This window comes from Caulobacter sp. ALps2, from assembly GCF_058681635.1.
On sequence record NZ_CM178743.1, the window covers coordinates 2,801,259 to 2,822,195 of the forward strand.

Genomic DNA, 20,937 nt, shown 5'->3' on the forward strand with positions numbered 1-20,937 from the left:
CTGATCCTTGATCCTAAGCCGTAAGACCTAGAAGGCGGCCTTCAGGCTGACCACGACGCGGCTGTCGTAGATCTTGCCGTAGTTGTGTTCGTCGGTGTCGTGGTAACGCAGATCCGCCGACAGCTTGTCGGTCAGGGCATAGGCCACGCCGACGTTCCAGGTGTTGTAGTCGCCGTAGTTCTTGATCGTCTGGCGACCGACGGCGCCCGACAGGGTCAGCTTCTCGGCGACGGGCACCGCGCCGTTCACTTCGAAATAGGTCGCGCCACCGCCCTTGCCCGGATATTCCGGCGAGTAGTAGACGGCCGCGCCCAGGGTGGCCGGACCGAAGGCGCGCGACGCAGCGGCCTTCAGTTCGACGTAGCTGTACGAGCCGGGGGTCAGGCCCTTGTCCTTGACGTAGCCGTAGTAGAGGACGCCGAAGTCCAGCGAAGTGTCGCCGACGGTCGGACGCACGCCAACATAGGCGTCGATCTCGGCGGTCGGATCATCGGCGCCGAAGTCGACGTTCGAAGCCCAGACGCCCGCGTAACCGATACCCGAGGTCAGGTCGACGCCGCCCTGGATGGCCGGATCTTCCTGGGTCTGGCTGACGCCGCGGAAAACGTAGTCGCTGGTCACGCCCAGGTTGTACGAGAGCTTCATCTCCTGGGCCATCGCGGCGCCCGACAGGGCGACCGTGGCGGCGGCGGCGGCCAGCGCGATCTTCATGGCTTTCATAATTCTGTCCCCTTTTTCTGTGTCGTCTCTCGGGTTGGTTCCCGAGCCCCGACGGCGCCTGCAAGCGCATTGCGTCCCCGACTGATCTGTCGGGGGCACGCCTCTAGTTGCAATCAGGGGAGTCCGAACGCCAGCAAGAAGGGCGCCTGCCGCCCAAAGTTTGGGCGCTGTGTGACGATTTTGCTTCAGAAGAGACGCGGTTAAGTCACAGCTGACGGAAAACCGAATCCGGCTTGGCTGTGCTTTTTACCTCATAGAAAGACTCGCCCCGCCCAGGTGCAGGCCCCCGTCGACCAGCAGGGTCTCGCCGGTGACGTGGCGCGAAGCCGGAGAGGCCAGGAACACCGCCGCGCCGGCGATGTCCTCGGCGGTGGAGGCGACCTTCAGCGGCGTGGCCGCCGCCGCGCCGGCCCGCAGGCGCTCCAGCGACTCGTCGGGCATGTTCTTGAACCACGGCGTGTCGATGAAGCCTGGGCAGATGGCGTTGACGCGGATACGCGGACCCAGGGCTCTGGCCAGCGACAAGGTCATGGTCGTCATCGCGCCCTTCGAGGCGGCATAGGGCACCGACGAGCCGTTGCCGACCACGCCCGCGATCGAGGCGGTGTTGACCACGGCCCCGGGCGAGGGCGCGGCTTCCAGCAGGGCGCGGGCGGCCCGCGTCATCTGGAAGGCGCCGACAACATTGACCGAATAGAGCCGCAGGAAGTCCTCGGCGTTGACCGCGTCGAGGTCGGCGTGGTTCGGGGCGAACTTGGTGACGCCGGCGTTGTTGAACAGGGCGTCGATGCGACCCGTGGCCTCGGCGGCCGCGGCGATCTTCTTGCAGTCCTCGTCGTTGGCGACGTCGCCCTGGACCAGCACGGCCTTGGCGCCTTCGGCCTCGACCAGGCGAGCGGTCTCCTGCGCTTCGCCCTCGCTGCGGGCGTAGTTGACGACCACCAGGCCCGCGCCGCGCCGGGCTGTTTCGACCGCGATCGCGCGGCCCAGACCCGTGGAAGCGCCCGTGATCACCACCGTGAAGCCGTCGAAGTCCCGCATGTCCGCCTCCCAAACATTTGTTCGCGACGTTGTAGCGAGCCCCACGCGGCTTGTCTCGCGGCTGCCGGAGGCCTAAATCGCGGCGATGACCGATCTGAACGTCACCCAACTGGGCCGCGTCGTCGACGCTCCCGAGAACCCCGAGGCCGCCGTCCTCGAGCGCGTGCCCAATCCACAGAGCGATGTGCTGTACCTGGCCCGCTTCGTCGCGCCGGAATTCACCTCGCTGTGCCCCGTCACCGGGCAGCCCGACTTCGCCCACCTCGTGATCGACTACGCGCCGGGCGACTGGCTGATCGAGAGCAAGTCGCTGAAGCTCTACCTGACCAGCTTCCGTAACCACGGCTCGTTCCACGAGGACTGCACGGTGAAGATCGCCCGCAAGATCGTGGAGATCGCGCGGCCGCGCTGGCTGCGCATCGGCGGTTACTGGTACCCGCGCGGCGGCATCCCGATCGACGTGTTCTGGCAGACGGGCGCGGCGCCGGAAGGCCTGTGGATCCCCGACCAGGGCGTGCCGCCCTATCGCGGCCGCGGCTGATCCAGATGACCAAGGCGCGCCTGAGCCGGGCGCGCCTTTTTATTTTTGGGAGCGTCCTTCCAGACGGGCCAGGGCGTAAATGAGGGTTCGACGCTTCGGGCGTCCGGAAGGACAGCGTCTTGATCGCGCTTGGCGCCGGCCGCGTCAGCCGTCTTGCGACGGGACAGCGCGAGCGGGCGCTGGAGCGACGAAGGCGGACATCGGTGCGTCGGAGAAGGGCTGCGCACGGCGCGGCTTTCGCTAGACTGAGCTCATGAAAGATATCGACCTCGGGCTGAAGTCGGACCTTTTCAGACAGGCGCTGCTCCTGACTCTGGGTGTCTGGGGGCTGGACACGCTGCTGTTCGCCTTACCGTACCTGGCCGCTGGCAAGGCGCCGCTGCCGGGCGTGCTGGCCAGCCACTTTCTTTTCATGGGCCTGGGCGCGCTGCTCTCGGGCCTCGTCTATGTCCGCGCCGAACGCACGCCGCGCGATGACGACCGGCCGGTGCGCTTCGCGGCTCTGGTTCCGGCCGTGCTAGGGCTGGGCGTGGTGATGGCGGCGGCGGACCTGGTGATCGGCGGCCATCTGCGAGCGGTGCTGGACGGCGCCCATCCCGCGCCCCGCGTGGTGCTGGCGCGCGCCGCCAGCCAGCTGATGATCGCGGCCTGGATGTTCGCCCTGCTGGGCGCGCTCTATCTGATGATGATCGCCGTCCGCGTGACCCGAGAGCGCGACCGGCAGCTGGCCGACGCCCGCGCCCAGGCCCTGGCCGCCGAGGCCCAGGCCAGCGCCGCGCGCCTGGCGGCCCTGCGCTACCAGCTCAATCCGCACTTCCTGTTCAACACCCTGAACGCCGTTTCGGCCTGCGTGATCACGGGGCGAAACGAAGAGGCCGAGTCGATGCTGGCGCGCCTGGCCGAGTTCCTGCGCCTGACCCTGGCGGCCGATCCCCAGGCGATGATCCCGCTGGACGACGAGCTGGCGACCTTGCAAGCCTATCTGGAGATCGAGAGCGTCCGTTTCCGCGACCGGCTGGGGCTCGAGTTCTCGTGCCCCGCCGAATTGCGCGGGGCGCTGGCGCCCAGCTTCATCCTGCAGCCGCTGATCGAGAACGCGGTCAAGCATGGCGTGGCCCGTACCAGCCGGCCGGTGACGATCAAGCTGGAGGTCTCACGTGACGGTGACGATCTGGTCATCATCGTCGAAGACGACGGCGAGCCTTGCGCGCCCGAGGCGGCCGGCATGGGTGTCGGCCTGAACAATGTCCGTCAGCGGCTGCAAGTGTTGTTCGGCGACCGCGGCGTGCTGCAGGCCGCGCCCCGAGAGCGAGGGTTCCTGGTCTTGGTCCGGATGCCGCTGCGCTTCGAGACGACGCAGGCGAGGGCGGCGTGATGGAGCTGAAGGTCCTGCTGGTCGACGACGAGCCAGCCGCCCTGGAGCGGCTGTCGGCGTTGTTCGCCCAGATCCCCGAGACCAAGCTGGTCGGCGTGGCCCGCAACGGCCGCGAAGCCGCCCAGGCGATCGCGGATCTGACGCCCGACCTCGTCATGCTGGACATCCAGATGCCGGAACTGAGCGGCCTGGCCCTGGCCTCGGAGCTGTCGCCGGAGGCGCGGCCCGAGATCGTCTTCGTCACCGCCTTCGAGGTCTATGCCGCCGACGCCTTCGCGGTCGAGGCCGCCGACTATCTGCTCAAGCCCGTGCGCTTCGACCGCCTGCGTCAGGCCGTCGAGCGCGCCCGCCGTCGTCGCACCTTGCAGCGGGCCTTCGAGCAGCAGATCGTAGCTGCTGCTCCGGCGCGCGAAACCGATCTGGACGGCATCTGGGTGGCGACCCGCCAGGGCCACGTCCGCGTGGCGGTCGCCGATATCGACTGGATCGAGGCGGCCAAGGATTACGTCCTGCTGCACACGGCCACCCGCAGCCACATTCACCGCATCACCATGAGCGCCCTGGAGCAGGCGCTGGACCCGGCCCGGATGATCCGAGTCCACCGCTCGGCCTTCGTCAGTCCCGACCGGGTCGAGGCGGTCAACCGCCTGGGCAAGGGCCTGATCGCCCTCGTCTTGCGCGACGGCGTCGCCGTGCCGGTGGGGCCGACCTATGTGAAGGCGGTGCAGGCGCGACTGGGGTTGATGGCGGAAGAGGCCTAGCCTTTTTTCGCGAGTCGCCGCCGGTTGGCCCGCACCTTCTTGCGCAGGTGGGCCAGCGAACCCGAGGCGATCGCGGGGCCCGACGCGCCCAACTGGCCGGTCATGGCCAGTATCGGCAGGGTGAGGCTGGCGGCGACCTTTTCACCGACCATCAGCTGCGCCTCGGCCTGGGCGGCCGCGCCGCCGGCGGCGAGTTTCATCATCCGCATGCCGATGACGGACGAGGCTTCCAGCCCCAGGGACCAGCTGTCGAAAGCCAGGGTCGTCCAGGGATCCTTGCGCCGCGCCATCTTCACTCTCCTGCTGAGTTCAGAGGAAACGCCCCGCTCTAGGCAGGGCTCCATTCGCTGGTGATCGCCGCGACGTCCGGGCGCACGCGTTCCTGCGGCTGCTCGGTCGAGGTCCCGAGGTAGAGGTAACCGGCCACCTGTTCGCCTTCGGCCAGACCCAGGATCGCGTTGGCGCGGGGATCGTAGCTGTACCAGTCGGTGATCCAGTTGGCGCCCCAGCCCAAGGCTGATGCGGCCAACAAAAGCTGATGACAAACAGCCGAGGCGCTCTGGCGCTGCTCCCATTCGGGGATCTCGCCCGGGATGAAACGCGAGATCACGGCCACGGCCACTGGCGGGCGGGTCAGCTTGCGCAGGGCGGCGTTGGCCTTGGTCGGGTTGGCCTGGCTGTCGGCCAGCTTGGTGATCTGTTCGGCGAAGGCGTCCTTGGCCGCGCCTTGCAGGATCACGAACCGCCAAGGGGCCAGCTTGCCGTGGTCGGGCACGCGGGCGGCCAGGCGCAGGATCTCCGCCAGTTGGCTCGCATCCGGACCCGGGGCCGCCAGGCTCATGGCCGACGCCGACCGGCGCTTGGCCAGGAAGGCGACGACCTCGGGCGACGCCTCTATTGGCAGCGTTTCGGCGAATTCGGGGGCGGGCGGAACGGAAGCTGCCAAGACGATCTCTCCGAAGCGATGTAGAGGGCACACCTATGGCCGGACCCCGGCCGCCACAAGTCGCGAGTCCGCCGATGTCCCAGAAGCCCGCCTGGCTGAAGCCGCACGGAAAGCCCTGGGGCGTCTCGTCCAGTCAAGTCTTGTACGACAACCCGTGGATCACCCTGACCGAATACCAGGCGATCGCCCCGACAGGCCGGCCGGCGCTGTACGGCAAGATCAGCATGAAGAACCAGGCGATCGGCGTCCTGCCTCTGCACGAGGACGGCACGGTGACCCTGGTCGGCCAGAACCGCTTCGCCCTGGCCAACTACAGCTGGGAGCTGCCCGAGGGCGGCGCGCCGCACGACGAGGATCCGCTGGACGGCGCCAAGCGCGAACTGGCCGAGGAGGTGGGCCTGCGGGCGTCCGACTGGCGCCAGATCCTGCGCATGGAGCTTTCCAACTCGGTCACCGATGAAGTCGCGACCGGCTTCCTGGCCATGGGTCTAACGCCCACCGACGCGGCCCCCGACGAGACGGAGGATCTGGCCGTCGCCCGCGCGCCGTTCCGAGAAGCGTTGGACGCGGCCGTCGCCGGTCATATGCCCGACGCGATTACAGTGGCGTTACTGCTCAGGACGCACCATATGGCCGTACGAGGGGAACTGCCCGCCGACTTGGCGGCTCTAATCCTCGGATAACCGGCGTTCATCGCGTCGGTGGGAGCATTTTTTATCAAGATGCTCTATGGATACGCCAGCTGGGAAGGGAGAGCCCGATGGCCAAGCATCTGGAAGTGGTGACGCCGGACACCGAGACCCCTGTCTGGGTGGCGCTGCGCAACCAGGCCGAACACGCGGCCAAGGACGAACCCGCGCTGGCGTCGCTGCTGAACGCGGTGATCCTGAGCCACGACAACCTGGCCGACGCCCTGACCTTCCAGCTTGCCCGCAAGCTGGGCGACCAGGAGATGCGGGCGATGACGGCGCGCGAATTCGCCGCCGACGCCTTCGAGAGCGATCCGTCCCTGGTCGAGGCCGCCGAGGCCGATCTGAAGGCGGTCTTCGAGCGCGACCCGGCCTGCAAGGGCTACGTCCAGCCGTTCCTGTTCTTCAAGGGTTTCCTGGCGCTGCAGACCCATCGGGTGTCGCACTGGCTGTGGAATGAAGGCCGCGAGACCCTGGCCTTCTACCTGCAAAGCCGGGCCAGCGAGATCTTCCAGGTCGACATCAACCCGGCCGCCAAGATCGGCAAGGGGGTGTTCATCGACCACGGCACCGGCATCGTCATCGGCGAGACCGCGGTGGTCGGCGACGATGTCTCGATGCTGCACGGCGTGACCCTGGGCGGCACCGGCGCGGATCGCGGCGACCGTCACCCCAAGATCGGCAAGGGCGTCCTGCTGGGCGCCGGCGCCAAGGTGCTGGGCAACATCTCGATCGGCGACTACGCCAAGATCGCCTCGGGCTCGGTGGTGCTGCGTCCCGTGCCGGCTCACTGCACGGCCGCCGGCGTTCCGGCGCGCCTGGTCAACTGCCCGACCTGCGAGGAACCGGCCCGGACCATGGACCACACCCTGGCCGAGACCGTCTATTCATACGAAATCTGATTTGGCGAGATCGAGGTTGCGGCTTCTCAAAAGTCTGAGCGCCGTACTGCTGGCGGCCGTCCTGGTCGCCTGCGGGCCCGCGCCTGTCTCCGCCGCCACGGCGCCGGTTGGCGGTTACACGGTCGTGAAAGCCTATCCGCACGACACCAACGCCTTCACCGAGGGGCTGTTCTACCGCGACGGATTCATCTTCGAGAGCACGGGCCTGAAGGGCCGGTCGTTCATTCGCAAATGGAACCTCGAGACCGGCGTCTCCGAGCAGGAGCGCATCGTCGACAGTCGCTATTTCGGCGAGGGCATCGTCGACTGGAAGAACCGGCTGTACGAGCTGACCTGGACCGACGAGCTCGGCATCATCTACGACATCGACACCTTCGAGCGGATCGGCGAATTCAGCTATCCGGGCGAGGGCTGGGCCCTGACCCGCGACGACAAGCGGATCATGATGAGCGACGGCACCTCGTTCATTCGCTTCCTCGACCCCGACACCCTGAAGGAGACCGGCCGCATCGAGGTCACCGACCACGGCGTGCCGGTGCGAAACCTCAACGAGCTGGAATATGTGAAGGGCGAGCTGCTGGCCAATGTCTGGCAGACCACCCGCATCGCCCGGATCGACCCGACCTCCGGAAACGTCACCGGCTGGATCGAGCTGGCGGGCCTGATGAAGGAGGCCGGCGTCACTGGCCGCAACGACGATGTGCTGAACGGCATCGCCTACGACGCGGCCAAGGATCGGCTATTCGTCACCGGCAAGCTGTGGCCGAAGCTCTTCGAAATAAAACTCACGCCGGCGCGATAGCTGGCGGAACCGCGTTCGGGGGATGGCGTTTATCTCACGTCCGCCCCTCTACGCCCCCCCGACCTAGTGGGCGGACCTGGGCCCCGGCCGCGAGACGCGCCGGGGCCCAACCCCTATCTGGGGGTATTCTTCTGGGCTAGCCTTCTTTCGAAGCGCAGGCCGGGCTCTTTCCCTTCAGTGAGATTTGCTCGACATCCGGCGACGACTTGCTCGTCAGGCCGTAGATCACGGCGGTCCAGATCGCCAACAGGGCCAGGACCTGTGGAAAGGTGATGCGGCGGGGATCAGCGGTGGACATGCGCGCGACTATCCCCCGGTTGCGCTTGCCCGGATAACGACTTATCGGTCGGCCTTCTGTGAGGTTTCTTCACATGGCCCGCCGCCAGCTGCCGTCGCTCAACGCTCTGCGCGCCTTCGAGGCGTTCGGTCGGCATGGGCGCATGACCCTGGCCGCCGACGAGCTGTGCGTCACCCACGGCGCGGTCAGCCGCCAGATTCGCCAGCTGGAAGAGCATCTGGGCGTGCCCCTGACCGAGGGGCCGCGCTCGCGCCTGCGCATGACCGAGGCGGGGCTGAAGCTGGCCCAGGCCCTGTCGCCGGCTTTTGATCAGATCGAGGCGGCCGTGCCGCGTCCGCTCGAGGCGGGACCCCGGCCGCTGGTCGTCTCATGCCTGCCCACCTTCGCCATGAAGTGGCTGATCCCGCGCCTACCGACCTTCCAGGCCGCCCATCCCGACATCCCGGTGCGGGTGGCCGAGTCCAACGGCCCGTTCGACTTCAAGGCCGACGGCATCGACCTGGCCATCCGCATGCGCACGCCCGACTCGGTCGTCACCTACGATTCCGTCGTCACACCATTCATGGAGCACTTCCACGGGCCGGTCATGTCGCCGGAACTGGCCGCCGCCGAGCCGATGAGCCTGGCGCGGATTTGCGCCATGCCGCGCCTGCTGACCCGCACGTTCGTCGAGAGCTGGTCGGACTGGGCCCGCAACTTCGAGCTAGGCGACCTGCCGCCGCCGGTCAGCGAGCAGGAGTTCGACCACTATTTCTACATGATCGAAGCCGCCGCCGCTGGCCTGGGCGTGGCCATCGGACCCTGGGCCTTCGTGCAGCGGGATCTGGCCAGTGGACGTCTGGTCGCGCCGCTGGGCTTCACTCACGGTCGGGCCCGGATCGTGGCCGTCACCCCGCCTGACGGCGCCACCGAAGCGGCCGTCCTGTTCCGCGATTGGTTGCTGGCGGAAGGAGCGTCCACACCTCATCCGCCGGAAGCGCTTGCGCCTCCCGCCCCGGACGCTAGTTTCGCCCCGATAACGCGCTCCCGGGCGCTCAGCTAGAACAAGAGGCCCCTCGTGGACGCCACGACCGTCGCCAAGCTCGAAAAGCACCTGAAGCGCACCTTCGGCAACCCGCACATCGCCGTGAAGCCGCGCCCCAAGCAGAAGGATTCGGCCGAGGTCGAAGTGGCCGGTGAATTCATCGGCGTCGTCTTCCAGGACGAGGACGAGGACGGCTCGTTCATGTTCGAGATGGCCATCCTGGCCGAAGACCTGGACTAGTCTCCTTTCGAACCCCGCGCGCGCCTAGGCCAGGACTGGCTTGGGCGCCGCGCGGCGGATCATCAGCGAGGCGGCGCCAGCCACCAGGCCCGCGGCGCCCGCGATGATGAAGGCCTCGACATACTGGCCCTGGCTGGCGCGAATGACGCCGGCTCCGATGGCGGCCGTGGCCGCGCCCAGTTGGTGCCCTGCCGCGATCCAGCCGAACACGATGGGGCCGTCGCGGTCCCCGAACGCTTCGGTGGCCAGGCGCACCGTCGGCGGCACGGTCGCCAGCCAGTCCAGGCCGTAGAACACCGCGAACGCCGAGAGGCTGACCACCGAGAAGTCCGAGAAGGGCAGGTAGATCAGCGAGAGGCCGCGCAGCACGTAGTAGACGAAGAGCAGCTTGCGGGCGTCGTAACGATCGCTCAGCCAGCCCGACGCGGTCGTGCCGAACAGATCGAACAGGCCCATCAGCGCCAGCAGGCCCGCGGCCTTGACCTCGGGCATGCCCCGGTCGCCGCAGAAGGCGATCATGTGCACGCCGACCAGGCCGTTGGTGGTCAGGCCGCAGATGAAGAAGCCCAGGAACAGCAGCCAGAATGTCCGGGTCTTGGCGGCCCGGCCGAGGGCCTCGAACGCATAGGCCAGGGCGTTGGCGCCGTTGACCGGCGGCGGCTCTTGGTAGTCGTCGGGCGCGCCATAGGGCTTGAGGCCCACGCTCGAGGGGCGCTCGGGGATCAGCAGCCACATCAGCGGGGCCAGGACCAGGGCGACCAGCGAGACGGTGATCACCACGGGCTTCCAGCCGCCGTGGTCGGCGATCAGGGCCATGCCGGGCAGGAAGATCAGCGAGCCGGTCGCCGTCGAGGCCGCCAGCAGACCCATCATCACGCCTCGCCGGGCCACGAACCAGCGGTTCACCACCGTCGCGCCCAGCACCATCGCCACCGCGCCGCTGCCGATCCCGGCCATCACGCCCCAGGTCGCGACATACTGCCAGGAGGTGGTCATGAAGGCCGAGAGGCCGGTGGACAGCGACATCAGCAGCAGGGCCAGGGTCACGGTCCTGCGCAGGCCGAACGACTGCATCAGCGCCGCCGCGAAGGGGCCCGTCAGGCCGTAGAGGAAAATGCCGATGCCGGCGGCCAACGAGATCGAGGCGCGGTCCCAGCCGAACGCCTTCTCCAGCGGCAGGATCAGCACGCCCGGCGCGGCCCGGAGGCCAGCGGCCGACAAGAGGGCCAGAAAAATGGCGCCGGCGACCACGAAGGCGTAGTTCTGCCCGAAGGGGCGGCGGCTGGTCTCGCTGCTGGCGATCGTCATGCGGCGTCTCTATGTAACCGATCGGTACGGGCTTGTTCCGCTACATACGTACCGGTAAGTAACATCGTCAAGGGCCATGTCAGACCGAACCCCGGAAGAAAGATTGAACGGACCCTATGGGGTCACGCCGCGCGCCGCCGAACGCATCTTCGACACGGCGCGGGACCTGTTCTATCGCGAGGGCATCCGCGCCGTCGGGGTCGACGAGATCGTCACCAAGGCGGGCGTGACCAAGCCCAGTCTCTATCGCAGCTACAAATCCAAGGACGAGCTGGTCGCGGCGGTGCTGCGCGAGGTCGAGGTCGGCTTCTGGGACCGCTTCGAGGCGGCCGAGGCGCTGTATCCGAACGACGCCAAGGCCCAGATGCTCGCCTATTTCGGCGTCCTGTCGGATCGCTCGGGCGGCGACGACTATCGCGGTTGCAACCTCTCCAACGCCGTCGTGGAATATCCCGACCGCCAGCACGCCGGCCGCCAGGTCTCCCAGGCTCACAAGCAGCAGCTGCGCGACCGGCTGCACGCCAAGGCCGCCGAGATGGGCGCGTCCGACCCTAAGGCCCTGGGCGACGCCATGATGCTGCTGATCGAGGGCGTCTTCACCTCCAGCCAGATGTTCGACGGCGACGACAAGCCGGCCAAGGCCGTGGTCGGGGCCGTAAAGGCGTTGATCGCGGCGTACTGCCCCGCTTGAATGGACGTATGACCGCCCACATCCTCGACCGCCCCGTCTTCGCCACCCTGAGCGGCCGCCAGTCGCATCTGGCCGTGCGCCGGGGCGGGGCGGTGCGGATGGGTCCGGACTACGGCCTGTTCGCCGCGACGGTCGACCAGAGCCCCGAGAGCCTCACCGCCCTGGGCGAGCTGGTGCGCGAGCTGGGAACGGTCGGTCTCGTCGAACTCGACACGCCGCCCGCGCCGCCCGGGACCGAGATCGTCTCCAGCGCCCTGTGCCTGCAGATGGTCGCGCAGACCGTTGCTCCGGCCTGGGACGTCGGGTTCGACATGCCGCCCCTGGACGACGCTGATGCCGCTGAGATGCTGGCCCTGGCCACCCTCACCAAGCCTGGCCCGTTCTTCACCCGCACCCACCAGTTGGGCCGCTTCATCGGCGTGCGCGTGGACGGCCAACTGGTCGCCATGGCCGGCGAACGGATGCGCCCCGAAGGCTTCACCGAGGCCAGCGGCGTCTGCGTGCACCCCGACCATCGCGGCAAGGGCTACGCGGCCCGTCTGTTGCGCGAGGTCACGGCCCGCATCCTGGCGACCGGCGAGCACGCCTTCCTGCACAGCTACGCCGACAACGCCACGGCCATCGGGCTGTATGAGTCGCTGGGCTATCGCGGGCGGCAGGAAGTTCGGTTCACGATACTGAAGCCGGCGGATCAGTAGGGCCTAAAAGAAAACCCCGGAAGGTGGACCTTCCGGGGTTTCCTGTTCGTCGGGGCGGGAGGCCTTACGCCTCCATCGCCTTCGCGCCGGCCTTGCGGGCCCAGCGGTAGAGGCCGATGACCACGAAGGCGGCGGCGATCAGGGAAAGGATCATGCCGACGTGCTCGGGTGGGGCGAAGGGCAGGGCCAGGGGCTCGCCCTTGTTGGTGGTGACGATCAGCAGGGCCAGGGCCACATTGAACAGGCTCTCGCCCACGATGAAGCCCGAGGCGATCAGCACGCCCAGGCGCTTGGCCGGTTCGGCCGCGCGGTCCTTGGCGACGATCTTCTCGAACAGCCAGCCGGCCACCGCGCCGACCACCACCGGGGCCGTGACCGAGCTGGGCAGATAGATGGCCAGGCCCACGCCGAGGGGCGGCAGGCTGTAGCGGTCCTTGCTGGTCTTGCGCAGGATGGTGTCGACGGCGACCAGGGCGAGGCCGATCAGGGCCCCGACGCCGAGCAAGGTCCAGTTCAGGTCGCCACCCAGCACGCCCTTGGCCAGGGTCGAGATCAGGGTGGCCTGCGGCGCGGCCAGGGGCTCGTCCGAGATGGCCTGCAGGTTCGGGGCGCCGGCGAAGCCGTTCGAGCGGTTCAGCAGTTCCAGCACGAACGGAATGACCACGGCGCCCGAGATGACGCCGATGATCAGGCCGACTTGCTGCTTCCACGGGGTGGCGTCGACCAGCTGGCCGGTCTTGAGGTCCTGCAGGTTGTCATTGGCGACCACGGCCACGGCCAGTACGCACGTGGTGGCGTAGAGGGCGAAGGCGACCAGGGCCTTGGTCACGTCCGGACCGACCACGCCGCGGCCCACCATGCCGACCATCAAGGAGGCGCCCAGCACGGTCAGGATGGCGATGCCCGAGACTGGGCTGTTGGACGAGCCGATCAGGCCGGCCATGTAGCCGCAGACGGCGGCGGCCAGCAGGCCGGCGACGATCAGATAGCCGATGCCGATGGCGACCAGCGGGACGGTCAGGCTGACGATCGGGCCGCCGACCAGGAAGTGGGCCAGGAACCAGCCGGCCGGGGCCATCAGGATCAGCGAGACGATGCCGACGATGCCGATGGGGATGTCCTGCTCGACGCGGGGGATGTCGCCGCCGCCGCTCTTGCGGACCTTGGCGGCGTCCAGGGCCGACTTCAGGCCGGCGGTGATCGGGCCGACCAGCTTGGCCAGCGTCCAGATGGCGGCGGCGCCGATGACGCCGGCGCCCAGGAAGCGGACCTGGGTCTTCCAGACGGTCAGGGCGTGGGTGGCCGCGTCGGCGCCCGGCATTGGGGTGGCGACGGTCAGGATCGGCACCAGGATCGCCCAGGCGATGAACAGGCCGGCGAACATGGCGACGCCGACGGTGATGCCCATCAGGTGGCCCGCGCCCATCAGGGCCAGCGAGCTGGAGGCGCCCAGGCCCGACGCGCCCGCGCCGGCCTTGAACTTGAAGTAGCCGGCGACCTCGGCGGCGAACAGTTTGGCGGCGGCGAGCGCGCCAAACAGGGCGGAAGCGATCGCGCCCATGCTGACGGCGGCCAGGCCCGCCTTGCCCTCGGCCTGGCCTTCACGCGAGCCGGTGCCGACCTTCAGAACCTCGGCGGCGGCGACGCCTTCGGGGTAGGGGAGGTTGGAGTTGGTCACCAGGGCCCGGCGCAGAGGGATGGTGTACATCACGCCCAGGATGCCGCCGACGGCGCAGGCCCCGAAGGTGGGCAGGAACGGCACGTTCGACCACCAGCCGATCATCAACAGGCCCGGCAGCACGAAGATCACCGACGACAGCGTGCCCGCGGCCGACGCGATCGTCTGGACGATGTTGTTTTCCTGAATGGTCGAGGTCTTGAAGGCCCGAAGCAGGGCCATCGAGATGACGGCGGCGGGGATCGAGGTCGCGAAGGTCAGGCCGACCTTGAGGCCCAGATAGACCTGGGCGGCGGTGAAGACGAGGGTAATGGCGACGCCGAGAAGGATCCCTCTGAGGGTCAATTCCGAGCGTGGCGCGGTCAGGTCGGCCATGTACGAGTCCGAAAAAATTTAAGGCGGCCGGACCTTGCACGCCCGACCGCCCTGAACTCAAGCCTCGATTTTAACGAATGGCGCTAGGCTTCACCAGGGCCCTTCTTTAGGGACGCCGCTCGGCGCCGCAGACGTTCTTCACGCTGTTCGCCAGGCGCTCGTCCTGTGCGACAACGGCAAGCTCATAGGCGTCGGCGCAGTGGTTGGAGTTGATCAGCAGCGCCGCCTGCTTGGCTCGGTCCCATTCCAGGCGCGTGGCCTTTACGCGGGATCGGTCGGTCTGGGCTTGGTTCGCATAGGCGGGCGGCACGCCCAGGTTCATGTACATAACCGTTGAGCCGCGTGGCAAGACGGACATGACGTCGGTGGGGTTGCCTGGGCCGACGGCGGGATTGGTGGACTGGGCGGAAGCGACGCCGGTCGAGAGGATGGCGAAGGCTAGGGCCGCTAGGGCCGTGTGCTTGAACATGACCGATCATTCCTGAGCCTAATGAGAGATCGTATGCTCATTCAATCCCAGGGTGTTGTAAAGGGGTTGCGCTACCAAAAGCCGCTCCGTCGGCTGACGGAGCGGCTCGTTGGTTCGGGAGCGCTCGAAGTCAGAGGACGCCGAGCATCTCCGCGACCAGCGGGTGGCGGACGATGTCGCGGTCGGCCAGGCGGACCACGGCGATGTTGTCCACCGCGTCGAAGCGGGAGGCCACATCGGCCAGGCCCGAGATGCCCGGCAAGAGGTCCGACTGGTTCGGGTCGCCGGTGACGACCATGGTCGAGTGCCAGCCGAGGCGCGTGAGCAGCATCTTCAGCTGCATGTAAGTGCAGTTCTGGGCCTCATCGATGACCACGAAGGCGTTGTTGAGGGTGCGGCCGCGCATGAAGCCGACCGGGGCGATCTCGATGGCGCCCTCGGCCATCAGGGCCCGCATGCGCTTGACCGACAGGCGATCGGTCAGGGCGTCGTAGAGCGGGCGCAGATAGGGAGCCAGCTTGTCTTCCATATCGCCCGGCAGATAGCCGATCGACTCGCCGGCCTCGACGGCGGGACGCGACAGGACGATGCGGCTGACCTTGCCGGCCTCCAGGGCTTCGACGGCCTTGGAGATGGCGATGTAGGTCTTGCCGGTGCCGGCCGGACCGAGCGCCATGACCAGGTTCTTCTCGTCGATGGCTTCCATCAACTGGGCCTGGCCTGGCGATTTTGGTTTTATGGTTTTTAGGTAGCTCTGATCGCGCTCGGGATTGTTTGGCGCGCCGTCGTGCCCAAGCGGATTCCACGCGTTGCCACGTTCGCGAACATCGATCGGCAGGCGACGCACCTTGGCGTCATCACCGTATTGGCCGGTCTCGTACGCGCCTTCACGCGCCATCCGCTTCAGGGCTCGCTTGGTCATCAAAGCCTCCATGAGGGCAATAAAAAAGGACGAGGCCAGAAGGCGTCGTCCTTGGATGTGAGCTGTTGGGTAATAACGAAGTCGCGTGCGCGGCCGGGCGGCTCCGGGGAGCTTCCAATGGGCGGTGCTGAACGCCGGAACGCCAAGAGCGACACCTCGTCTTCGTCAGCGGGTGGGCCGAAAGCGAAGGTCGCCCCCGACCCGACACGAGAGAAAAATGATTCCCGCTTGAGGAATGTTCCCTCTCGAATCGCCTGACTACAATGGCCCATCGTGGTTTCTGGGTGGTTAACCGGAAAATGGCGTCCAAGAAAACGAGGCATACGGATGACTGTCTATTCGCTAGGCGCCGCAACGCCGACGCTTCCCCCGCGGGACGAATACTGGATCGCGCCGACCGCGAGTGTGATGGGGAACGTGATTCTCAAGAAGAACGCCAGTATTTGGTGGGGCGCCATCGTGCGCGGCGACAACGATCCGATCACCATCGGCGAGAACAGCAACGTCCAGGACGGCTCGGTTCTCCACACTGATCTTGGTGTTCCGCTGACGATCGGTTCCAACGTGACCATTGGTCACATGGTGATGCTGCATGGCTGTACGATCGGCGACGGTTCGCTGATCGGCATCGGCTCGATCGTGCTGAACGGAGCCAAGATCGGGAAGAACTGCCTGATCGGCGCCGGGGCGCTGATCACGGAAGGCAAGGAAATCCCGGACAACTCCATGGTCATGGGCGCGCCAGGCAAGGTGGTGCGCGAGGTCAGCGAGCATCACACCATGATTCTGCAGGGCTCGGCCCTGCATTATGTCGAGAACTGGAAGCGCTACGCGCGGGATCTCAAAGCGATCGCTGAGTAGGAAGCTTGGGAGCGCCACCCGCTGCTTGGGGGATGAAGGCGGCGCTCCCGCTCCTCGCGCGGGCACAGCGCGAGAAGAGCCCGCCGCGAGGAGGCGTCATTCGCGGCGAGACGGCGCGGCGCACCGCATCCGTTCGTCCATAGGTAGTATATACGCATATTCGCGCCGAGCGAAACTGGAACTCGCGTTTTCCGCTGGTCGCTGGGGAAGCTTGCGTGGCGCGGAAAGCCGGACCACTCTCTCCTTAACAATGATAACCTTCGAGGGAGGGCGTCGGGGCCATGGCCAGCGAACGCTATGATTACGTCGTCATCGGCGCCGGGTCCGCCGGCTGCGTGCTGGCCGCTCGCCTGACGGAAGATCCCAACATCAGGGTCCTGCTGCTGGAAGCCGGCGGCAAGAACAACTCGATCCTGGTCCGGATGCCGGCGGGCGTGGGCCAGCTGATCAAGGACAAGGGCGAGCAGAACTGGGGCTTCTGGACCGAGGCCGAGCCGCACTTGAACGATCGCGAGCTGTGGTGGCCGCGCGGCAAGGGCCTGGGCGGCAGTTCGGCCATCAACGGCATGATCTATATCCGCGGCCATGCACGCGACTATGACCAATGGCGGCAGATGGGCCTGTCCGGCTGGTCCTATGCCGAGGTGCTGCCGTACTTCAAGCGCTCCGAGCACCATCACGGCGGCGGAGACGCCTATCACGGCGGAGCCGGCCCGCTGCACGTATCGAAGGGCGAGAGCGACAGCCCGTTCTATGGCGCCCTGATCGAGGCCGGTCGCCAGGCGGGCTACAAGACCACCAAGGACTTCAACGGCTTCCAGCAAGAGGGCTTCGGGCCCTACGACCTGACCATCCGCGACGGCAAGCGCTGGAGCGCGGCCATGGCGTATCTGAGCGAGGCCCTGTCGCGGCCGAACCTGACCTGCGTGACCGAGGCCCGCACCACCCGGATCATCGTCGAGAAGGGCCGGGCGGTCGGCGTCGACTACGTCGTCGGCAAGGCGGCCGAGAAGAACACGGCCTATGCCGACGCCGAGGTGCTGCTGAGCGCCGGCGCGGTGCAGTCGCCGCATATTCTCCAGCTGTCGGGTATCGGCGCGCCGGACGATCTCAAGGCCCACGGCATCGCGGTGGTCCACGAGTCCAAGGGCGTCGGCGCCAACCTGCAGGACCACCTGGATGTCTGTGTCTCGTGGACCGCCAAGAACCTCAAGACCGCCTATTCGGCCAACAAGGGCTTGAACAAGCTGGGCGTCGGGCTGTCCTACATGCTGATGGGCAAGGGACTGGGCCGGCAGCAGTTCCTGGAGAGCGGAGCGTTCCTGAAGTCGCGGCCCGACCTGGACCGACCCGACCTGCAGATCCACGGCGTGCTGGCCATCATGCAGGACCACGGCAAGACGGTGGTCGAGAAGGACGGCTTCACGTTGCACGTCTGCCAACTGAGGCCCGAGAGCCGGGGCAAGGTCGGCCTGCGCTCGGCCGATCCGCTCGATGATCCGACCATCCTGGCCAACTACCTGGCCACCGACGAGGATCGCCGCGCCATCCGCGAGGGCGTGCGCATCGCCCGCGAGACCGTGGCCCAGGCCGCCTTCGACCCCTATCGCGACGCCGAGTACGCCCCGGGGGCTGACGTGCGCACCGACGCCGAGCTCGACGCCTGGATCCGCGCCAAGGCCGAAACGATCTACCACCCGGTCGGCACGTGCCGTATGGGCGTGGCCGGCGATCCTCTGGCGGTGGTCGACGACAAGCTGCGGGTGCAGGGTCTGCGGGGCCTGCGGGTGATTGACGCCTCGGTCATGCCCAACCTGATCGGCGGCAACACCAACGCCCCGACCTTGATGATCGCGGAGAAGGCGGCCGACCTCTTGCTGGGCAAGGCCCCGATGGCCGCCCTGGACGTTCCGGTGTTCGAGGACGGCCGCGCCGTGGCCGCCGAGTAGAGGAATCTCGCATGCATCACCGCCCCCTCGGCCGTTCCGGCCTTTCGACCGCGCCGCTGGTCTTCGGCGGCAACGTGTTCGGCTGGACGGCGGATGAGGCGACCTCGCACCGCTTGCTGGACGCCTTCGTCGACGGCGGCTTCAACGCCGTCGACACGGCCGACGTCTATTCGGCCTGGGTTCCGGGCCACGAGGGCGGCGAGTCCGAGGGGGTGATCGGGCGTTGGCTGAAGGCCAGCGGCAAGCGCGACAAGGTGCTGATCCTGACCAAGGTCGCGATGTGGCCGAAACAGCCGGGGCTGTCGGCGGCCAATATCGAGGCCGCCGTCGAGGGCTCGCTCAAGCGCCTGCGGACCGACTACATCGACCTCTACCAGTCGCACCAGGACGACGCCGAAACGCCGATCGACGAGACGCTGGCGGCCTTCGACCGCCTGGTGAGGGCCGGCAAGGTGCGGGCGGTGGGGGCGTCGAACTTCTCGCCCGAGCGGCTTAAGGCCAATCTCGAGACGTCGAAGGCCAAGGGCCTGGCGCGCTACGAGACCATCCAGCCCAAGTTCAACCTGGTCGATCGTGACCAGGTTGAGGGGGCGATGACGGACCTGACCAAGGCCGAGGGGCTGGGGATCATCCCGTTCTACGGCCTCGCCGCAGGCTTCCTGAGCGGCAAGTATCGTACCGAAGCCGACTTCGAGGGCAAGGCGCGGGCCCGGACGATCCTGCGCGATTACTGGAACGACAAGGGACGGGCGGTGCTGGTGGCCCTGGACGAGGCGGCGGCGGAAGTCAGCGCGTCACCGGCCCAGGTCGCCCTCGCCTGGATCATGGCCCACCCGGCCATCACCGCGCCGCTGGCCAGCGCGACCTCGGTCGAGCAGCTGAACGAGCTGATGGGCGCGGCCCGGCTGGAATTGCCGGGTGATGTGTGGGCGAATCTGGACGCGGCGGGCCGTTAGGCGATAGCTCGCCCGTCCAAGGTCGCCAGGCGCAGACGCGGCATGTCCGCATTGCCGTCGCCCAGCGGCTTGATCTCGCGGATGCCTAGCTCGTAGGCCGGACGGCCCATCAGGCGAGCCATCATGGCGATCGGCGTGTAGAGCCCCAGGAAGCGGTCGGTCTCGCCGCTCGCGCCCTGCAGCGGGGCGAACAGCACCTCCATGCCGACCGAAGGAACCCCGTGCGCTCGAATGTCGGCGGTGACCACCAACGGCGTGCGGCGTTTGCGCGCGACGTCCAGAGCGCTCTTCAGTTCCAGCCTGTGGGCCAGCGCCCACAGCGACAGGGCGTCCTGGCCGCGCAGGTCGCGGGCGTGAAGGTCGGAGACGAAGCCGCCGGCCAGGCGAAATGGCAGCTTGCCGCCGTCTCGGCCCAGGATGAACACCTGCGGCAGAAGCTCCAGGAAATCCCCCGGATTGACGTCCGTGCGGCGCGGCAGGGCGGCGTCGCCCTTCTTGTCTCGCCAATAGTCTATCAATCGTTCCGTGCTTGGATGGAACATCGTCGTCCCCTGGCGGGTCACTCGCGGCTGGTTTTTGTCCGCACGCGGCTTGCTAGGAGAACCGGGCCAAGGCCCCGACCGTCCCATTCTGGCGCAATCCAGGGGGAGCGGCGGGCTCCGGCCCGATTCTTGCTTAACCAAAAGCGGAACGACCCGATGCGAAGGGAACCGCCGATGAAGGCGCCGAAACTGAACACGCGGAACTGGGTGATCGCCCTGAGCGCGCTGCTGGGCGGGCTGCTGATCGGCGGCGCGGCCTGGGCGCAGTGCAGCAGCGGCTGCACGCCGACGCCGCCCGCTTGCTGCAAGCCGCCGCCCGCGCCGCCCAAGCCTCCGGCGCCGCCGACGGGCTGCTGCGGCGGCGGTCACAACGTCAATATTCCCGGCGTCAACGTGAACATCGGCGCGACCGTGATCGTGAACGCCAATGCTTCGGCCACCGCCAATGCCGGCGCCGCGTCGGGGGCGTCCTCGGGCGCCGGCTCGCTGGCCGGCTCGGCCTCGGGCACGGTCAACTATTACGGCGGCGGCGGTCACGGCGGCTACTATTCCGGTCCGATGGCAAGCGGCTACATCCAGGGCCTGAACGTCGAGGGCGGCGAGGCCCGCCGTCGCCAGGCCTATGAAGCCACCCGCACCCGCACGCGCCGCGTGATCATCCGCGCCGTCTGCCTGGACGACCGCGACGTGCCGCACCCGGCCTCGCAGGTCACGCCCGACCGTGACATCGACGACCTCTATGACGGTGAGCTCTACCGCTGCATCGCCGGCTCGCGCATGCAGTACGTGATCGCCGACTATGCCGGCCAGATCGACATTTCGGCCGGTGGCGGCGGCCAGACCTACATCTGCCAGAAGAACGAGGCGCTGTATCACGTCCCCGGCGCCGGCCAGGGCCAGGGCACTCTGACCTGCCGTCCGCAACGTCCGGCCCGCGACTGCAACGAGCGCTCGCTGCTGCGCCGCTTCGGCGCCGGGGTGAAGATCCTGACGATCGTCACCACCGAGAAATACACCGCCTATCGCGAGGAGACGGTGCAGGAACGCCAGAGCCTGACCACCAGCTTCAGCCTGGATGGCGGCGTCGGCGGGGTCGTCTACTAACCCAATTCCGATCTTCCCGGCGAAAGCCGGGACCCAGATCTGAAG

The 20,937-nt window shown here is 67.6% G+C and carries 23 protein-coding genes and 1 pseudogene; 14 read left to right on the top strand and 10 right to left on the bottom strand.

Translation table 11 applies throughout. The features are described from left to right. Positions 1-27 precede the first annotated feature (27 nt). Entirely contained in the window at positions 28-720 is a 693-nt protein-coding gene (locus ACW173_RS13345) for a TorF family putative porin (RefSeq protein WP_492080493.1), read from the bottom strand. Positions 721-966: 246 nt separating this feature from the next. After that, positions 967-1,761: an SDR family NAD(P)-dependent oxidoreductase gene (locus ACW173_RS13350; protein WP_492080494.1), complete on the bottom strand. Its 795-nt coding sequence runs from the start codon at positions 1,759-1,761 to the stop codon at positions 967-969. Between the two features lie 85 nt (positions 1,762-1,846). On the opposite strand from ACW173_RS13350, the gene queF reads away from it, so the two are divergent. The 3 genes from queF (at position 1,847) to ACW173_RS13365 (ending at position 4,438) form a co-directional block, all read left to right on the top strand. Further along, a complete protein-coding gene (gene queF, locus ACW173_RS13355; RefSeq protein ID WP_492080495.1) occupies positions 1,847-2,302 on the top strand; it encodes a preQ(1) synthase in 456 nt (151 codons plus the stop codon). Between the two features lie 253 nt (positions 2,303-2,555). Then, complete coding sequence (locus tag ACW173_RS13360) at positions 2,556-3,677, top strand: sensor histidine kinase (RefSeq protein WP_492080496.1); 1,122 nt, start codon at positions 2,556-2,558, stop codon at positions 3,675-3,677. Beyond that, the gene (locus ACW173_RS13365; protein ID WP_492080497.1) at positions 3,677-4,438 is read left to right on the top strand and encodes a LytR/AlgR family response regulator transcription factor; all 762 of its coding nucleotides are present in this window, start codon (positions 3,677-3,679) and stop codon (positions 4,436-4,438) included. Before ACW173_RS13360 ends, ACW173_RS13365 begins: the two co-directional genes overlap by 1 nt. Here the strand turns inward: ACW173_RS13365 and ACW173_RS13370 are convergent. After that, positions 4,435-4,728, bottom strand: coding sequence for a hypothetical protein (locus ACW173_RS13370; RefSeq protein WP_492080498.1), 294 nt, complete (start codon positions 4,726-4,728; stop codon positions 4,435-4,437). The two genes, ACW173_RS13365 and ACW173_RS13370, sit on opposite strands and share 4 nt — an antisense overlap. 38 nt (positions 4,729-4,766) lie before the next feature. Beyond that, on the bottom strand, positions 4,767-5,384 hold the full coding sequence (locus ACW173_RS13375) for a nitroreductase family protein (protein WP_492080499.1): 618 nt from the start codon (positions 5,382-5,384) through the stop codon (positions 4,767-4,769). A 4-nt stretch (positions 5,385-5,388) separates the two neighbouring features. Here ACW173_RS13375 and ACW173_RS13380 point away from each other — a divergent pair. The 3 genes and pseudogenes from ACW173_RS13380 (at position 5,389) to ACW173_RS13390 (ending at position 7,777) form a co-directional block, all read left to right on the top strand. Then, positions 5,389-6,067 (top strand): annotated as a pseudogene (locus ACW173_RS13380) (NUDIX domain-containing protein). A 77-nt stretch (positions 6,068-6,144) separates the two neighbouring features. Beyond that, a complete protein-coding gene (gene cysE, locus ACW173_RS13385; protein ID WP_492080500.1) occupies positions 6,145-6,975 on the top strand; it encodes a serine O-acetyltransferase in 831 nt (276 codons plus the stop codon). Positions 6,976-7,009: 34 nt separating this feature from the next. Then, the gene (locus ACW173_RS13390; RefSeq protein ID WP_492085992.1) at positions 7,010-7,777 is read left to right on the top strand and encodes a glutaminyl-peptide cyclotransferase; all 768 of its coding nucleotides are present in this window, start codon (positions 7,010-7,012) and stop codon (positions 7,775-7,777) included. Between the two features lie 136 nt (positions 7,778-7,913). Here ACW173_RS13390 and ACW173_RS13395 read toward each other — a convergent pair whose 3' ends face one another. Next, a complete protein-coding gene (locus tag ACW173_RS13395; RefSeq protein WP_492080501.1) occupies positions 7,914-8,075 on the bottom strand; it encodes a hypothetical protein in 162 nt (53 codons plus the stop codon). A 73-nt stretch (positions 8,076-8,148) separates the two neighbouring features. Here ACW173_RS13395 and ACW173_RS13400 point away from each other — a divergent pair, with 73 nt between their 5' ends. Further along, entirely contained in the window at positions 8,149-9,117 is a 969-nt protein-coding gene (locus tag ACW173_RS13400) for a LysR substrate-binding domain-containing protein (protein WP_492080502.1), read from the top strand. A gap of 15 nt (positions 9,118-9,132) precedes the next feature. Next, positions 9,133-9,339: a DUF3126 family protein gene (locus ACW173_RS13405; protein WP_047409605.1), complete on the top strand. Its 207-nt coding sequence runs from the start codon at positions 9,133-9,135 to the stop codon at positions 9,337-9,339. A gap of 24 nt (positions 9,340-9,363) precedes the next feature. On the opposite strand, the gene ACW173_RS13410 is transcribed toward ACW173_RS13405, so the two are convergent. Next, entirely contained in the window at positions 9,364-10,647 is a 1,284-nt protein-coding gene (locus ACW173_RS13410; protein WP_492080503.1) for an MFS transporter, read from the bottom strand. Positions 10,648-10,750: 103 nt separating this feature from the next. On the opposite strand from ACW173_RS13410, the gene ACW173_RS13415 reads away from it, so the two are divergent. Beyond that, positions 10,751-11,338, top strand: coding sequence for a TetR/AcrR family transcriptional regulator (locus ACW173_RS13415; RefSeq protein ID WP_492080504.1), 588 nt, complete (start codon positions 10,751-10,753; stop codon positions 11,336-11,338). Positions 11,339-11,346: 8 nt separating this feature from the next. Beyond that, positions 11,347-12,036 (top strand): GNAT family N-acetyltransferase, encoded by a 690-nt coding sequence (locus ACW173_RS13420; RefSeq protein ID WP_492080505.1) that lies wholly within the window; start codon positions 11,347-11,349, stop codon positions 12,034-12,036. 64 nt (positions 12,037-12,100) lie between these two features. Here the strand turns inward: ACW173_RS13420 and ACW173_RS13425 are convergent, their stop codons facing one another. The 3 genes from ACW173_RS13425 to ACW173_RS13435 form a co-directional block, all read right to left on the bottom strand. Then, positions 12,101-14,089, bottom strand: coding sequence for an OPT family oligopeptide transporter (locus ACW173_RS13425; RefSeq protein ID WP_492080506.1), 1,989 nt, complete (start codon positions 14,087-14,089; stop codon positions 12,101-12,103). A gap of 106 nt (positions 14,090-14,195) precedes the next feature. Next, a complete protein-coding gene (locus tag ACW173_RS13430; protein ID WP_492080507.1) occupies positions 14,196-14,558 on the bottom strand; it encodes a hypothetical protein in 363 nt (120 codons plus the stop codon). Positions 14,559-14,688: 130 nt separating this feature from the next. Further along, positions 14,689-15,492 (bottom strand): PhoH family protein, encoded by an 804-nt coding sequence (locus tag ACW173_RS13435; RefSeq protein ID WP_492080508.1) that lies wholly within the window; start codon positions 15,490-15,492, stop codon positions 14,689-14,691. Positions 15,493-15,807: 315 nt separating this feature from the next. On the opposite strand from ACW173_RS13435, the gene ACW173_RS13440 reads away from it, so the two are divergent. The 3 genes from ACW173_RS13440 to ACW173_RS13450 all read left to right on the top strand — a co-directional run bounded on the left by ACW173_RS13440 (position 15,808) and on the right by ACW173_RS13450 (position 19,246). Further along, complete coding sequence (locus ACW173_RS13440; protein WP_492080509.1) at positions 15,808-16,341, top strand: gamma carbonic anhydrase family protein; 534 nt, start codon at positions 15,808-15,810, stop codon at positions 16,339-16,341. A 281-nt stretch (positions 16,342-16,622) separates the two neighbouring features. Further along, on the top strand, positions 16,623-18,290 hold the full coding sequence (locus ACW173_RS13445) for a choline dehydrogenase (protein ID WP_492080510.1): 1,668 nt from the start codon (positions 16,623-16,625) through the stop codon (positions 18,288-18,290). Positions 18,291-18,301: 11 nt separating this feature from the next. Then, positions 18,302-19,246, top strand: coding sequence for an aldo/keto reductase (locus ACW173_RS13450; protein ID WP_492080511.1), 945 nt, complete (start codon positions 18,302-18,304; stop codon positions 19,244-19,246). Here the strand turns inward: ACW173_RS13450 and ACW173_RS13455 are convergent. After that, the gene (locus ACW173_RS13455; RefSeq protein WP_492080512.1) at positions 19,243-19,788 is read right to left on the bottom strand and encodes a PAS domain-containing protein; all 546 of its coding nucleotides are present in this window, start codon (positions 19,786-19,788) and stop codon (positions 19,243-19,245) included. The two genes, ACW173_RS13450 and ACW173_RS13455, sit on opposite strands and share 4 nt — an antisense overlap. Before the next feature lie 174 nt (positions 19,789-19,962). Between ACW173_RS13455 and ACW173_RS13460 the strand changes: the two genes are divergently transcribed. Continuing rightward, entirely contained in the window at positions 19,963-20,892 is a 930-nt protein-coding gene (locus tag ACW173_RS13460; RefSeq protein WP_492080513.1) for a hypothetical protein, read from the top strand. Positions 20,893-20,937 lie beyond the last annotated feature (45 nt).

Bases quoted from the DNA above. Each gene is read 5' to 3' on its own strand.
- ACW173_RS13345 (WP_492080493.1), bottom strand. From the start codon at position 720: ATGAAAGCCATGAAGATCGCGCTGGCCGCCGCCGCCGCCACGGTCGCC.
- ACW173_RS13350 (WP_492080494.1), bottom strand. From the start codon at position 1,761: ATGCGGGACTTCGACGGCTTCACGGTGGTGATCACGGGCGCTTCCACG.
- queF (WP_492080495.1), top strand. From the start codon at position 1,847: ATGACCGATCTGAACGTCACCCAACTGGGCCGCGTCGTCGACGCTCCC.
- ACW173_RS13360 (WP_492080496.1), top strand. From the start codon at position 2,556: ATGAAAGATATCGACCTCGGGCTGAAGTCGGACCTTTTCAGACAGGCG.
- ACW173_RS13365 (WP_492080497.1), top strand. From the start codon at position 3,677: ATGGAGCTGAAGGTCCTGCTGGTCGACGACGAGCCAGCCGCCCTGGAG.
- ACW173_RS13370 (WP_492080498.1), bottom strand. From the start codon at position 4,728: ATGGCGCGGCGCAAGGATCCCTGGACGACCCTGGCTTTCGACAGCTGG.
- cysE (WP_492080500.1), top strand. From the start codon at position 6,145: ATGGCCAAGCATCTGGAAGTGGTGACGCCGGACACCGAGACCCCTGTC.
- ACW173_RS13395 (WP_492080501.1), bottom strand. From the start codon at position 8,075: ATGTCCACCGCTGATCCCCGCCGCATCACCTTTCCACAGGTCCTGGCC.
- ACW173_RS13400 (WP_492080502.1), top strand. From the start codon at position 8,149: ATGGCCCGCCGCCAGCTGCCGTCGCTCAACGCTCTGCGCGCCTTCGAG.
- ACW173_RS13410 (WP_492080503.1), bottom strand. From the start codon at position 10,647: ATGACGATCGCCAGCAGCGAGACCAGCCGCCGCCCCTTCGGGCAGAAC.
- ACW173_RS13420 (WP_492080505.1), top strand. From the start codon at position 11,347: ATGACCGCCCACATCCTCGACCGCCCCGTCTTCGCCACCCTGAGCGGC.
- ACW173_RS13425 (WP_492080506.1), bottom strand. From the start codon at position 14,089: ATGGCCGACCTGACCGCGCCACGCTCGGAATTGACCCTCAGAGGGATC.
- ACW173_RS13430 (WP_492080507.1), bottom strand. From the start codon at position 14,558: ATGTTCAAGCACACGGCCCTAGCGGCCCTAGCCTTCGCCATCCTCTCG.
- ACW173_RS13435 (WP_492080508.1), bottom strand. From the start codon at position 15,492: ATGGAGGCTTTGATGACCAAGCGAGCCCTGAAGCGGATGGCGCGTGAA.
- ACW173_RS13440 (WP_492080509.1), top strand. From the start codon at position 15,808: ATGACTGTCTATTCGCTAGGCGCCGCAACGCCGACGCTTCCCCCGCGG.
- ACW173_RS13445 (WP_492080510.1), top strand. From the start codon at position 16,623: ATGGCCAGCGAACGCTATGATTACGTCGTCATCGGCGCCGGGTCCGCC.
- ACW173_RS13450 (WP_492080511.1), top strand. From the start codon at position 18,302: ATGCATCACCGCCCCCTCGGCCGTTCCGGCCTTTCGACCGCGCCGCTG.
- ACW173_RS13455 (WP_492080512.1), bottom strand. From the start codon at position 19,788: ATGTTCCATCCAAGCACGGAACGATTGATAGACTATTGGCGAGACAAG.
- ACW173_RS13460 (WP_492080513.1), top strand. From the start codon at position 19,963: ATGAAGGCGCCGAAACTGAACACGCGGAACTGGGTGATCGCCCTGAGC.